This window comes from Micromonospora sp. NPDC049060 (genome assembly GCF_040649055.1).
Classification (GTDB): Bacteria; Actinomycetota; Actinomycetes; order Mycobacteriales; family Micromonosporaceae; genus Micromonospora; species Micromonospora reichwaldensis.
On record NZ_JBEZEV010000017.1, the window covers coordinates 17398 to 30557 of the forward strand.

General features: G+C 72.7%; 12 protein-coding genes. 5 read left to right on the forward strand and 7 right to left on the reverse strand.

Going from position 1 to position 13160, the window contains the following annotated elements; all coding sequences use genetic code 11:
- Nucleotides 1-15 precede the first annotated feature (15 nt).
- The 4 genes from AB0B83_RS10140 to AB0B83_RS10155 all read right to left on the reverse strand — a co-directional run bounded on the left by AB0B83_RS10140 (nt 16) and on the right by AB0B83_RS10155 (nt 4775).
- The gene (locus AB0B83_RS10140; RefSeq protein WP_357577908.1) at nt 16-1977 is read right to left on the reverse strand and encodes an ABC transporter ATP-binding protein; all 1962 of its coding nucleotides are present in this window, start codon (nt 1975-1977) and stop codon (nt 16-18) included.
- Nucleotides 1978-2111: 134 nt separating this feature from the next.
- On the reverse strand, nt 2112-3845 hold the full coding sequence (locus AB0B83_RS10145) for an ABC transporter ATP-binding protein (RefSeq protein ID WP_357577863.1): 1734 nt from the start codon (nt 3843-3845) through the stop codon (nt 2112-2114).
- The gene (locus tag AB0B83_RS10150; protein WP_357577864.1) at nt 3839-4303 is read right to left on the reverse strand and encodes a MarR family transcriptional regulator; all 465 of its coding nucleotides are present in this window, start codon (nt 4301-4303) and stop codon (nt 3839-3841) included. The genes AB0B83_RS10145 and AB0B83_RS10150 overlap by 7 nt, the downstream gene beginning before the upstream one ends.
- Before the next feature lie 25 nt (nt 4304-4328).
- On the reverse strand, nt 4329-4775 hold the full coding sequence (locus tag AB0B83_RS10155) for a DoxX family protein (RefSeq protein ID WP_357577865.1): 447 nt from the start codon (nt 4773-4775) through the stop codon (nt 4329-4331).
- 83 nt (nt 4776-4858) lie between these two features.
- On the opposite strand from AB0B83_RS10155, the gene AB0B83_RS10160 reads away from it, so the two are divergent.
- Nucleotides 4859-5431: a TetR/AcrR family transcriptional regulator gene (locus AB0B83_RS10160; RefSeq protein ID WP_357577866.1), complete on the forward strand. Its 573-nt coding sequence runs from the start codon at nt 4859-4861 to the stop codon at nt 5429-5431.
- A 188-nt stretch (nt 5432-5619) separates the two neighbouring features.
- On the opposite strand, the gene AB0B83_RS10165 is transcribed toward AB0B83_RS10160, so the two are convergent.
- Both AB0B83_RS10165 and AB0B83_RS10170 read right to left on the reverse strand, forming a co-directional pair.
- Nucleotides 5620-7059 carry a GuaB1 family IMP dehydrogenase-related protein gene (locus AB0B83_RS10165; protein WP_357577867.1) on the reverse strand — a complete coding sequence of 480 codons (1440 nt, stop codon included), beginning with the start codon at nt 7057-7059 and terminating at the stop codon, nt 5620-5622.
- A 77-nt stretch (nt 7060-7136) separates the two neighbouring features.
- The gene (locus AB0B83_RS10170) at nt 7137-7733 is read right to left on the reverse strand and encodes a LysE/ArgO family amino acid transporter (RefSeq protein WP_357577909.1); all 597 of its coding nucleotides are present in this window, start codon (nt 7731-7733) and stop codon (nt 7137-7139) included.
- A gap of 96 nt (nt 7734-7829) precedes the next feature.
- Between AB0B83_RS10170 and AB0B83_RS10175 the strand changes: the two genes are divergently transcribed.
- Nucleotides 7830-8717: a LysR family transcriptional regulator ArgP gene (locus AB0B83_RS10175; protein ID WP_357577910.1), complete on the forward strand. Its 888-nt coding sequence runs from the start codon at nt 7830-7832 to the stop codon at nt 8715-8717.
- A gap of 13 nt (nt 8718-8730) precedes the next feature.
- On the opposite strand, the gene AB0B83_RS10180 is transcribed toward AB0B83_RS10175, so the two are convergent.
- Nucleotides 8731-10482 (reverse strand): biotin carboxylase N-terminal domain-containing protein, encoded by a 1752-nt coding sequence (locus AB0B83_RS10180; protein ID WP_357577868.1) that lies wholly within the window; start codon nt 10480-10482, stop codon nt 8731-8733.
- A gap of 146 nt (nt 10483-10628) precedes the next feature.
- Between AB0B83_RS10180 and AB0B83_RS10185 the strand changes: the two genes are divergently transcribed.
- From AB0B83_RS10185 to AB0B83_RS10195, 3 genes are all read left to right on the forward strand, one after another.
- A complete protein-coding gene (locus AB0B83_RS10185; protein WP_132233960.1) occupies nt 10629-11240 on the forward strand; it encodes a PadR family transcriptional regulator in 612 nt (203 codons plus the stop codon).
- Nucleotides 11241-11371: 131 nt separating this feature from the next.
- Nucleotides 11372-12331, forward strand: a complete 960-nt coding sequence (locus AB0B83_RS10190; RefSeq protein WP_357577869.1) for an ATP-binding cassette domain-containing protein — start codon at nt 11372-11374, stop codon at nt 12329-12331.
- Between the two features lie 19 nt (nt 12332-12350).
- Nucleotides 12351-13106, forward strand: coding sequence for an ABC transporter permease (locus AB0B83_RS10195; RefSeq protein ID WP_357577870.1), 756 nt, complete (start codon nt 12351-12353; stop codon nt 13104-13106).
- Nucleotides 13107-13160: the final 54 nt, after the last annotated feature.

Below are 13160 nucleotides of genomic sequence, written 5' to 3' on the forward strand. Positions count from 1 at the left end.
CCGGCGGTCTCCCCGTCACCGGGACGACCCTTCGAGCGGCGCGGGCTCGGGGCCGGCCTGGAGGTCGAGGCCGGGCTGGGGTTCGGGGTCGGGTTCGGGCTGGAGGGCGGCGGTGAACTGCGACCGGTACAGGCGGTGGTACGCGCCCCGCGCGGCGAGCAGTTCCTCGTGCGTGCCCTGCTCCACGATCCGGCCGTCCTCCATCATCAGGATCAGGTCGGCGTCGCGGATGGTGGAGAGCCGGTGCGCGATGACGAAGCTCGTCCGGTCCGACCGCAGCGCGGCCATCGCCCGCTGGAGCAGCACCTCGGTGCGGGTGTCCACCGAGCTGGTCGCCTCGTCCAGGATCAGCAGCGACGGCTCGGCGAGGAAGGCCCGGGCGATCGTGATGAGCTGCTTCTCGCCGGCGCTGACGTTGCTGCCCTCCTCGTCGATCACCGTGTCGTAGCCGTCGGGCAGGCTGCGCACGAACCGGTCCACGAACGTGGCCCGGGCCGCGGCCAGGATCTCCTCCTCGGACGCCCCGGGGCGGCCGTACGCGATGTTGTCGCGGATGGTGCCCCCGAAGAGCCACGTCTCCTGGAGCACCATGCCGATCCGGCCGCGCAGGTCGTCGCGGCGCATCGTGGTCACGTCCACCCCGTCGAGCGTGATCCGGCCGGCGTCCAGCTCGTAGAAGCGCATGACCAGGTTGACAAGCGTGGTCTTGCCGGCCCCGGTCGGCCCCACGATGGCGACCGTGTGGCCGGGCTCGGCGACCAGGGACAGGTCCTCGATCAGCGGCTTGTCGGGGGCGTACCGGAAGGAGACGTTCGCGAACTCGACCCGGCCGTGCGGGTCGCGTACGCGGGCCGGCTCGGCCGGGTCGGGGCTCTGCTCCTCGGCGTCGAGCACGGCGAAGACCCGCTCGGCGGAGGCGACCCCGGACTGGAGCAGGTTCGCCATCGAGGCGACCTGGGTGAGCGGCTGGGTGAACTGCCGCGAGTACTGGATGAACGCCTGCACGTCGCCGAGGCTCATCGACCCCGACGCCACCCGCAGGCCACCGACCACGGCGATCGCCACGTAGCTGAGGTTCCCGACGAACATCATCGCCGGCATGATGATCCCGCTGATGAACTGGGCGCCGAAGCTCGCCCGGAACAGCTCGTCGTTCTTGGCGGTGAAGGCGGCCTCCACCTCGCGCTGCCGGCCGAAGACCTTGACCAGCTCGTGGCCGGTGAACGCCTCCTCGATCTGGCCGTTCAGCTCGCCGGTGTGCTCCCACTGGGCGATGAACTGCTGCTGCGACCGCTTGGCGATGGCACCGGTGACGACCACCGAGACCGGTACCGCGACCAGGGCCACCAGGGCCAGCAGCGGCGAGATCCAGAACATCATGGCGAGCACGCCGACGACGGTGAGCAGCGAGGTGAGCAGCTGGCTCAGCGTCTGCTGGAGGCTCGTCGAGATGTTGTCGATGTCGTTGGTGACCCGGCTGAGCAGCTCGCCCCGGGGCTGCCGGTCGAAGTAGGGCAGCGGCAGCCGGTTCAGCTTCTCCTCCACCTCGGCGCGCAGCCGCAGCACGGTGCGCTGCACCACCCCGTTGAGCAGCCAGCCCTGCCACCACATCAGCAGGCTGGCCACCAGGTAGAGCCCGAGTGCCAGCAGCAGCACCCGCGCCAGCGCGGTGAAGTCGATGCCCTCGCCGGGCACCACGTCCATCCGGGCGAGCATGTCGGCGAAGTTGTCGTTGCCGGCCGCCCGCGCGGCGGCCACCGCCTGGTCGGCGGTGGTGCCCGCCGGCAGCTGCCGGCCGATCACCCCGGTGAAGATCAGGTCGGTGGCCCAGCCGAGCACCTTCGGCCCGACCACGCTGAGCCCGACGCTGAGCACGGCCAGCGCGATCACGGCGACGAGCTGGAGGCGCTGCGGGCGCAGCAGGCCCAGCAGCCGCCGGGCCGAGGGCCCGAAGTTCATCGACCGCTCGGCGGGCATCCCGGCGCCCGCGTGCGGACCGCCGCGCTGCCCGCCGGGCGGCAGCCGCTTCGGCGTCGCGGCGTCGGCGGCCGGCTTCTGCTGCGGTACGGCGCTCGCGCCGCTGTGCCTGACGGTGGGCTCGCTCCGCTCGCTCACGCGACCACCTCCGTGGTGTTCTGCGACGCCACGATCTCGGCGTACGTCGGGCAGGTGAGTAGTAGCTCGTCGTGCCGGCCGATCCCGACCACGCCCCCGTTCTCGAGGACGACGATCTGGTCGGCGCCGACGATCGTGGAGACCCGCTGCGCCACGATCACCACGGCGGCGTCCGCGGTGACGGGGCGCAGCGCCGCCCGCAGCCGCGCGTCCGTGCCGAGGTCGAGCGCGGAGAACGAGTCGTCGAAGAGGTAGATCTCCGGCCGCCGGACCAGGGCCCGCGCGATGGCCAGCCGCTGCCGTTGCCCGCCCGAGACGTTCGTGCCGCCCTGCGCGATCGGCGCCGCCAGCCCCTCGGGCATCGCCTCGACGAAGTCCCGCGCCTGGGCGATCTCCAGCGCGTCCCAGAGTTCCGCGTCGGTCGCGTCCGGGTTGCCGTAGCGCAGGTTGCTCGCCACGGTCCCGGTGAACAGGTACGGCCGCTGCGGCACCAGCCCGATGCGGCGCCACAGCTCGTCCGGCGCCAGCTCCCGCACGTCGACGCCGTCGACCAGCACTGCGCCGGCGGTCGCGTCGACCAGTCGGGGCACGAGCGACAGCAGGGTGGTCTTGCCCGCGCCGGTGCTGCCGATGACCGCCGTCGTCGTCCCCGGCGTCACCCGGAACGACACGTTGCGCAGCACCGGCTCGGCCGCCCCCGGGTACTGGAACGCGACGTCGCGCAGTTCCAGCTCGCCGTGGCTCGTCACCTCGGTCACCGGGCGGGCGGCGGGCACCACGGAGGAGTCGGTGTCGAGCACCTCGACGATCCGTTCGGCGCAGACCGCCGCCCGCGGCACCATCATCAGCATGAAGGTGGCCATCATGACGGCCATCAGGATCTGCATCAGGTACTGGAGGAAGGCGGTGAGGGCGCCGACCTGGATCGCCCCGGCGTCCACCCGCTCGGCGCCGAACCAGAGCACCGCGACGCTGGAGACGTTGAGCACCAGCATCACCACCGGGAAGATCAACGCCATCAGGCGGCCGATCCGCAGGGCGGTCGCGGTCAGGTCGGCGTTCGCCGTGGCGAAGCGATCCGTCTCGTACGGCTCCCGGACGAACGCCCGCACCACCCGGATGCCGGTGATCTGCTCGCGCAGCACCCGGTTGACCGTGTCGATGCGGGTCTGCATGAGCCGGAAGCCCGGCACCATCCGCCGGATGATCAGCCACAGGGCGACTGCCAGCACGGGCACGCTGACGAGCATCAGCCAGGAGAGCCCGACGTCCTCGCGCAGCGCCATCACCACGCCGCCGACGCTCATGATGGGCACGGCGACGAGCATCGTGCAGCTCATCAGCACGAGCATCTGCACCTGCTGCACGTCGTTGGTGTTGCGGGTGATCAGCGAGGGCGCGCCGAACCGGGCGACCTCGCGGGCGGAGAAGCGGTTGACATGCCCGAAGATCGACGACCGGACGTCCCGGCCGAAGGCCATCGCCGTGCGCGCGCCGAGGTAGACGGCCGCGACCGAGCAGACGATCTGGATCAGGCTGACCGCGAGCATCCAGCCGCCGGTGCGCATGATGTAGCCGGTGTCGCCCCGGGCCACGCCCAGGTCGATGATGTCGGCGTTGAGGCTGGGCAGGTAGAGCGACGCCATGGTGCCGACGAACTGGAGCAGTACCACGGCGGCCAACGGCCGGTGGTACGGGCGAAGGTGCGTACGCAGCAGCCGGGTCAGCACGCCGGGCTCCCTTCCGGGGTGCTGTGGTCGCCGTTGCCGATGACCTCGAGGAGGAACTCGCGGATCACCGCCGCCTTCGCCGGGTCGGCGTCGACCGAGGTCAGCGGCTGCCCGGAGCGGATCATGGCGGTCAGCGCGTCGATCCGGGCGCGGCCGGCCGGGGTGATCGCGATCTTGACGCTGCGCCGGTCGGCCTCGTCGCGCTGCCGCTCGACGAGGCCGTCGCGTTCGAGGGTGTCGACGATGCCGGTCAGGGTGGCCGGTCGGACGAAACAGTGCTCGGCGACCGCGCGGTGCGCCAGCTCGCCGTGCTCGGCGAGAGTCATCAGAGCGACCATCCCGGCCTGGGTGAGGCCGTGCGCCTCGGCCAGGTAGCGATTCCACCGCTGCCCGGTGACGTGCCCGGCGACCACGAGCAGTCGCGCTATCGGCACGTCCCGTAGCGTCAACAATTCCATGGGCGGCAGATTAGCGCCCTGAACGTCAGGCCCCAAACGAAATAGCGACAGCCACTCCGACGAAGAGGATCTGCTCCGCCGTACGCGGGACGAGGGGGGTCGCCGGGCGGCCGGCCAGGGTCAGCCCGCGCCGTACCGCCGAGACGTTCGCCGGGAACATGGCCAGCATCAGCAGGGCGAGCCCGGCCGCGGTCCAGCGGGCGGTCGCCGGCACCAGCAGCCCGACCGCGCCCACCAGCTCCAGCACGCCGGTGACGGTGACCAGTAGGTCGGGCCGGGGCAGGCGCGGCGGCACCATCGCGATCATGTCGGCCCGGTAGGCGGGGGCGAAGTGCGCGACGCCGGTCACCACGAACATCAGCGCCAGGCCCACCCGCAGCGCCGGATGCCAGCCGTCGAGGGCGGCCACGCCGGCCAGCCCGGCCAACCGGGCGAGCGCGGTGCCGGCCACGAGTGCGATCAGCGGAGCCATCGGTACCTCCTCGGTCGTAACTTGTCGGCGACAAGATTGCCTCCGGAAGTGTCATCTTGTCAATGGCAAGATATGATGGCGCAATGACCGGAACGCGCGGCTACCACCACGGCGACCTGCGTCGCGCCCTGCTCGCGGCGGCGGTGCAGGTGATCGAGGAGTCGGGCCCGGCAGCGCTGAGCCTGCGCGACCTGGCCCGCCGGGCGGGCGTCTCGCACGCCGCCCCGGCCCACCACTTCGGCGACAAGGCCGGGCTGCTCACCGCCCTCGCCACCGAGGGCTTCCACCTGCTGGCCGAGGCGCTGCACGGCGCCGGCGGCGAACTGCTCGACCGGGGCGTCGCGTACGTCGACTTCGCGGTCCGCCACCGCGCGCACTTCGAGGTGATGTTCCGTCCGGACCTCTACCGGGCCGACGCGAAGGAGCTGGTGGCGGCCCGCCAGCGCGCCGGGGCCGCGCTGCACTCGGGCGTCGCCGGGCTGTCCGAGCGACGCCCGACGGCGGAGGATCCGCAGGGCGACGCGCTCGCGGCCTGGTCCATCGTGCACGGCTTCGCCACGCTCTGGATCTCGGGCGCGCTGCCGCCCCGCGTCGGCGACGACCCCCGGAAGGCGGCCCGCGAGGTGATCCACCGCCTCTTTCCGCAGCAGCCCTGACGGGCGAGTGCCGGCCGGGCGACCGGGTGGCAGTGCCCGTGCCGGTCCTGTCGAGCTGATGTCGTAGCCGATTCAGCCCGACAGGCGCCGCTGACGAGACCGGCCCGGCGGTCCCATGTGGGGCCACCACCAACCGCCGCCGGCCACCGACAGGCAGCGTCAGCCCACTGCGGCGCGGCCCGGGGGTCTCACCAGCTGGTGGGCAGCGGCATCCCCTCGGTGTAGCCGGCCGTGCTCTGCACGCCGACCAGGGCCCGCTCGTGGAACTCCGCGAGGTCACGGGCGCCCGCGTAGGTGAAGGCGCTGCGCACCCCCGCGATGATCTCGTCGATCAGGTCCTCCACGCCCGGGCGGGTCGGGTCCAGGTACATCCGCGCCGAGGAGATGCCCTCCTCGAAGACCGCCTTGCGGGCCCGGTCGTACGCGCTGTCGTCGGCCGTCCGCGCGCTTACCGCCCGCGCCGAGGCCATGCCGAAGCTCTCCTTGTAGCGCCGGCCGTCGGCGTCGGTGTAGAGGTCGCCGGGGGACTCGTAGGTGCCGGCGAACCAGGAGCCGATCATCACGTTCGAGGCCCCGGCGGCCAGCGCCAGCGCCACGTCGCGCGGGTGCCGCACGCCGCCGTCGGCCCAGACGTGCCGGCCGAGCTGCCGGGCCGCCGCGGCACAGTCGAGCACGGCGGAGAACTGCGGCCGGCCCACCCCGGTCATCATCCGGGTGGTGCACATCGCACCCGGGCCGACGCCGACCTTGACGATGTCGGCCCCCGCCCGCACGAGGTCGCGTACGCCCTCGGCGGTCACCACGTTGCCCGCCGCGACCGGGACCGCCGGATCCAGCGCGCGGACCGCCCGCAGGGCGGTGATCATGCGTTCCTGGTGGCCGTGCGCGGTGTCCACCACCAGCGTGTCCACCCCGGCCTCCAGCAGCGCCGCCGCCTTGCCGGTCACGTCGCCGTTGATGCCCACGGCGGCGGCGATCCGCAGCCGGCCCCGGTCGTCCACCGCCGGCCGGTAGAGGGTCGCCCGCAGCGCGCCCTGCCGGGTCAGCACCCCGACCAGGCGGCCCTCGGCGTCGACCACCGGGGCCAACCGGCGCCGCCCCGCCGAGAGCCGCTCGAAGCCGGTACGCGGGTCCGCGTCCGCCGGCACGGTGTGCAGCTCCGTGGACATCACGTGCCGGAGCTGGGCGAAGCGGTCCACGCTGACCGTGTCGGCCTCGGTCACCACGCCCACCGGCCGGCTCTCCTCGTCGATCACCACCACGGCGCCGTGCGACCGCTTCGGCAGCAGGTGGATCGCGTCGCCGACGGTGTCGGTCGGGCCCAGCGTGATCGCCGTGTCGTGCACCAGGTGCCGCCGCTTGACCCAGGCGACGACGTTCGCCACCACCTCGATCGGGATGTCCTGCGGGATGACCGCGATCGCGCCGCGCCGGGCGACCGTCTCGGCCATCCGGCGGCCGGACACCGCCGTCATGTTCGACACGACCAGCGGGATGGTGGTGCCCGTGCCGTCGGGGGTGGCCAGGTCGACGTCGAGCCGCGACCCCACCTCGGAACGGACGGGCGCCATGAAGACGTCGTTGTAGGTCAGGTCGTGCGCGGGGACCGCGCCGTGAAGGAACCGCACGTCGCCATCATTCCCGCCCGCCGGCGCCCGCGCCCCCGGTGGTAGCCGAAAACACCCCGACCGGCGGGTGTGCGTCGTCAGTCGAACAGCAGGGTCGCCGCGACCGCCACCATCACGACGGCCACCGTCCCGTCGATCACCCGCCACGCCCCGGGGCGGGCCAGCACGGGCGCGAGCCGGTGGGCGGCGGCGCCGAGGACCGTGAACCAGACCACGCTGGCCAGCGCGGCGCCCGCGCCGAAGACCCAGTGGTGCGGGTGCTGGCGGGCCACCCCGCCGAGCAGGAGGACGGTGTCGAGGTACACGTGCGGGTTGAGGTAGGTGAACGCGAGGCAGGCCAGCAGCGTCGCCCCGAGCGTGGCCGGCGGCCGGTCGGCGGGGGAGAGCGCGCCGGGACGCAGCGCGCGGCGGGCGGCCAGCACGGCGTACCCGAGCAGGAACGCGGCGCCGAGCCACCGGACGGCGGTGAGGGCGGTGGGGTGCTCCGCCGTCGCGCCGCCCATGCCGGCGATGCCGAGCGCGATGAGCAGCGCGTCGGACGCGGCGCAGACGGCGACGACCGGCAGGACGTGCTCGCGGCGCAGGCCCTGCCGCAGGACGAAGGCGTTCTGCGCGCCGATGGCGGCGATCAGCGCGATGGCGAGGGAGAAACCGGCGGCGGCGGAGCCGGCCACGGAGCTGCTGAGGATGTCGGGCACGAGCCGAGGTTACGAGCCCCGCGTGATGCAGCCCAGCTAAAGATTCTCATGCCGGATAAGCTCTGCTTCATCATGCTGGACACCACGCAGCTCCGGACCTTCGCCGCGGTGGTCCGCGAGGGCAGCTTCGAGGCGGCGGCGCGGTCCCTGCACGTCACCCCCTCGGCAGTCAGCCAGCGGCTCAAGGCGCTGGAGCAGTCCGTCGGTCAGGTGCTCGTCCAGCGGACGAAGCCGTGCCGGGCCACCGACGCGGGCCGGCCGCTGCTGCGGCTCGCCGGGCAGGTGGCCCTGCTGGAACGGGAGGCGCTGGACGCCGCCCGGCCCGCGCTCGGCGGGCCCGCGCCCACCCGCGTGACGGTCGTCGCGAACGGGGACTCGCTGGGCACCTGGTTCGTCGGCGCGCTGGCCCGACTGCCCACCGAGCTGGCGCTGCTGTTCGACGTACGCCGGGACGACGAGGACCACACGGCGGAGCTGATCCGCGACGGCACGGCGATGGCGGCCGTGACCGCGCAGCGCGAGGCCGTGCAGGGCTGCCGGGTGGAGCGGCTGGGCGCCATGCGGTACGTCGCCCTCGCCGAGACCGGGTTCGCCGCGCGCCACTTCCCCGACGGGCTCACCGAGGCCGCCCTGGCGTCGGCGCCGATGATGGCGTTCGACCGTAAGGACCAGCTCCAGCAGCGGTTCGCGCGCACCGTCACCCGGCGTCGGCTCGACCCGCCGGTCCACTACGTCCCGTCCTTCGACGGCTTCAACGAGGCGGTGCGGCTCGGGCTCGGCTGGGGACTGGTCCCGGAGCGGATCGCCCGCGCCGACGTGGCCGCCGGACGCTGCGTCGACCTCGGCGCCGGGCGCCACCTGGACCGCCCGCTGTACTGGCAGCACTGGCGGGTGGACTCCACCACCCTGGACGCGCTGACCGCCGCCGTCCGAACGGTGGCGGGCGCCGAACTGCGCTGACCGCCCGGCGGGCTCAGGCGATGGTGCAGATCGCCGCGCCGGCGGTGATGACGGCGCCGACCTCGGCCGCGAGGCCGCTGACCGTGCCCGCCTTGTGGGCGTGCAGCGGCTGCTCCATCTTCATCGCCTCCAGCACCACGACCAGGTCACCCTCGGCCACGGTGTCGCCGTCGGCGACCGCGATCTTGACGATGGTGCCCTGCATCGGGGAGGTGAGCGCGTCGCCGCTGACCGCGACGCCGGCCTTGGCCCCGCCGCCCCGGCGGGCCGGCTTGCGCGCGGCGGGCGCGGCGGTGGCCGTACCCCCGCCGAGGCCGGCGGGGAGGCTGACCTCCAGCCGCTTGCCGCCGACCTCGACCACGACGGTCTCGCGCTCGGCCGGCGCGTCGGCGGGGCCGGCGGCGGCGGTGAACGGCGCGACGGTGTTGTCGAACTCGGTCTCGATCCACCGGGTGTGCACGGTGAAGGGCTCGGCGGTGAACGCCTCGTCCCGGACGACCAGCCGGTGGAACGGCAGCGCGGTGGCCATGCCCTCGACGACCATCTCGTCCAGGGCGCGGCGGGCGCGCTCCAGCGCCTCGGTACGCGTCTCGCCGGTGATGATCACCTTGGCCAGCAGCGAGTCGAAGTTGCCGCCGATCACGTCGCCGGCGGAGATGCCGGTGTCGACCCGGACGCCGGGGCCGGTGGGCAGCCGCAGCGCGGTGACCGTGCCGGGGGCGGGCAGGAAGGTGCGGCCCGGGTCCTCGCCGTTGATCCGGAACTCGATCGAGTGCCCGCGCGGCGTCGGGTCCTCGGTGAACCGCAGCCGCTCGCCGTCGGCGATCCGGAACTGCTCGCGGACCAGGTCGATGCCGGCGGTCTCCTCGGTGACCGGGTGCTCGACCTGGAGTCGGGTGTTGACCTCCAGGAAGGAGATGGTGCCGTCGGCGCCGACCAGGTATTCCACCGTGCCGGCGCCGTGGTAGCCCGCCTCGCGGCAGATGGCCTTGGCGCTGTCGTGGATCTGGGCCCGCTGGGCGTCCGTGAGGAACGGCGCGGGGGCCTCCTCGACCAGCTTCTGGTGGCGGCGCTGGAGCGAGCAGTCCCGGGTGCCGACCACGATCACGTTGCCGTGCCGGTCGGCCAGCACCTGCGCCTCGACGTGGCGCGGCTGGTCCAGGTAGCGCTCGACGAAGCACTCGCCCCGGCCGAACGCGGCGACCGCCTCGCGGGTGGCCGACTCGAACAGGTGCGGGATCTCCTCCATGGTGCGGGCCACCTTGAGCCCGCGCCCGCCGCCGCCGAAGGCGGCCTTGATGGCGACCGGCAGGCCGTGGTCGACGGCGAACGCCAACACCTCGTCGGGGCCGCCGACCGGGTCGGGGGTGCCGGGCACCAGGGGCGCGCCGGCGCGCTGGGCGATGTGCCGGGCGGTGACCTTGTCGCCGAGGTCCCGGATCGCCTGCGGGGTGGGGCCGATCCAGGTCAGCCCGGCGTCGATGACGGCCTGGGCGAAGTCGGCGTTCTCGGAGAGGAAGCCGTAGCCGGGGTGGACCGCGTCGGCGTCGGCCTTCGCGGCGATCTCCAGCAGCTTGTCGATCCGCAGGTACGTGTCGGTGGCGGTGTCGCCGCCGAGCGCGTACGCCTCGTCGGCCAGCGTGGCGTGCAGGGCGTCCCGGTCGGAGTCCGCGTAGACGGCGACGCTGCCGAGGCCGGCGTCGCGACAGGCGCGGATGACGCGGACGGCGATCTCGCCGCGGTTGGCGATGAGTACCTTGCGCACCTTGCTGGCTCCTCCCGGAGGGTCACTGACCGGGAGTGTATCGGCCACCGTGGCGGCCCTAACGATCGCTCAGTGTGGGATGCCGCACTGTTCACCGCGCCCTAGTCAAATTTGCTTATTACGCTCGTCCGGTGTCTGCCACGCGAATGATGATCCTCGGGCTGGTGCGCTGGATGCAGCCCGTGCACGGCTACGACGTGCGCCGTGAGCTGCTCAGTTGGAGCGCCGACAGATGGGCGAACGTGCAGCCCGGATCGATCTACCACGCCCTGCGCAAGCTGACCCAGGAAGGGCTGTTGCGCGAGGTGGCCACCGAGCAGGTGGGCGCCCGTCCGGCCCGCACCACGTACGAGGTGACGCCGAAGGGCGAGGAGGAGTTCGAGTCGCTGCTGCGCGGCCTGTGGTGGCAGCTGCACGAGCCGCCGGATCCGTTCGCGGCGGCGTTCTCCTTCCTGCCCGCGATGCCGCGCGAGGAGGCGGCGGCCGCCCTGCGCAACCGGGCGAACCTGCTGCGCGCCGGTGTCGAGTGGATGCGTACGTCGTTGAGTTCTGGCTGGATGCGTTCGACCAAGCCGGTGCACGTGGGGTGGATGTTCGAACTGTGGACCGCCCGCTCCGAGGCGGAGATCTCCTGGTGCGAGCGGATCGCGGAACGGATCGAGTCGGGGGTGTCGTACCTGCCCGAGGGGCTGGAGCGGGCGCAGGGCTGGGAGGGCTGGGAGGAGCAGCTGCCGCCCCGGCCGACGGAGGGCGAATAATCAACGTTGACCAAAAGAGCTATATCGCGTTAGCCTGCCCGGGGCGCCACGGGGGAAGCATGCCGTCCGGCGTCGTCTCCGAGGGACAGACAGGTGGCCGGTGGCACCGGCCCGGACGACCAGGAGCAGACATGATCGAGACCAGAGGGTTGCGGAAGTCGTTCCGCTCCCGAGAGGGTCGCCAGAAGAAGACCGTCGACGCGGTGCGCGGCGTCGACCTGAAGGTCACCGAGGGGGAGATCTTCGGTTTCCTCGGCCCCAACGGCGCCGGCAAGACCACCACCCTGCGGATGCTGGCCACGCTCATCGAGCCGGACGGCGGCGAGGCGACCGTCGCCGGGGTCGACCTGCGCAAGGACCCGGCCGAGGTGCGCCGCCGCATCGGCTACGTCGCCCAGGGCGGCAGCACCTGGGACGAGTCCACCGCCCGGGAGGAACTCGTCCTGCACGCCCGGATGTACGGCATCGGCAAGGCCGACGCGCACCGGCGGGCCGCCCGCGCCCTCGACGCCTTCCAGCTCACCGAGTACGCCGACCGTAAGTGCAAGACGTACTCCGGCGGTCAGCGCCGGCGGGTGGAGATCGCCCTCGGCATCATCCACGAGCCGAGCATCGTCTTCCTCGACGAGCCGACGACCGGCCTCGACCCGCAGAGCCGGGCGCACATGTGGGACGAGATCCGCCGGCTGCGGGGCGACGGCATGACCGTCTTCATCACCACCCACTACCTGGAGGAGGCCGACGCGCTCTGCGACCGGATCGCGATCATGGATCACGGCGAGGTGGTCGCGGAGGGCACCCCGACGGAGCTGAAGCGCGAGATCTCCGGCGACGTCGTGCTGGTCGGGCTCGACGCGGCGGCCACCCCGCAGGCCGCGCAGCTGCTCGACGGCGAGCCGTACGTCAACAAGATGGAGACCGCCGAGGAGGGCGGGCTACGCCTCTACGTCGACGAGGGCGCCACGGCCATCCCGCAGATCCTGCGCCGCGTCGACACCGCCGGCCTCGGGCTCAGGTCCATCGAGCTGCACCGGCCCAGCCTCGACGACGTCTTCCTCACCAAGACCGGCCGCTCGCTGCGCGAGTCCTGATCCCGACCGGAGAGATCCCATGAAACTCGCCCGTGACACCTGGCTGATCTTCCAGCGGCAGCTCCAGCTACTGCTGCGCAACCCCGTCTGGGTCTTCGTCGGCGTCTTCCAGCCGGTGATGTACCTGCTGCTCTTCGCCCCGCTGCTCAAGCCGGCGCTGAACGCGCCCACCCAGGCGGAGGCCTACAAGATCTTCGTACCCGGCCTGCTGGTGCTGCTGGCCATCTTCGGCGGCCTCTTCCAGGGCTTCGGCCTGATCGCCGAGCTGCGCGCCGGGGTCATCGAACGCTCCCGGGTCACCCCGATCAGCCGCCTCGCCCTGCTGCTCGGCCGCTCGCTGCGCGACGTGGTGTCGCTCATCGTGCAGGCGGTCATCATCACCCTGCTCGCGCTCCTGTTCGACCTGCACGTCTCCCTCGTCGACCTGCTGCTGGCGTACCTCATGCTGGCCCTGATCGCGCTGATGACCTCGGCCGTCTCCTACGGCATCGCGCTCAAGGTCAAGAGCGAGGACGCGCTGGCCCCCCTGATGAACACCGTGGCCCAGCCCGTGCTGCTGCTCTCCGGCATCCTGCTGCCGTTGACCTTCGCCCCCGGCTGGCTCCAGGGCATCGCCGAGTGGAACCCGTTCTCCTGGGCGGTCGACGGCACCCGGGCCCTCTTCGCCGGCCAGCTCGGCGACGACAAGGTCTGGCAGGGCCTCGGCATCATCGCGCTCCTCGCCGCCGCCGGCGTCGTCTGGGCCGCCCGCCAGTTCGCCCGCAGCGTCCGCTGAGGTGTAAGGAAGGGCACCTTCCTGACGCCTGCGGTAGAGGAAGGTGCCCTTCCT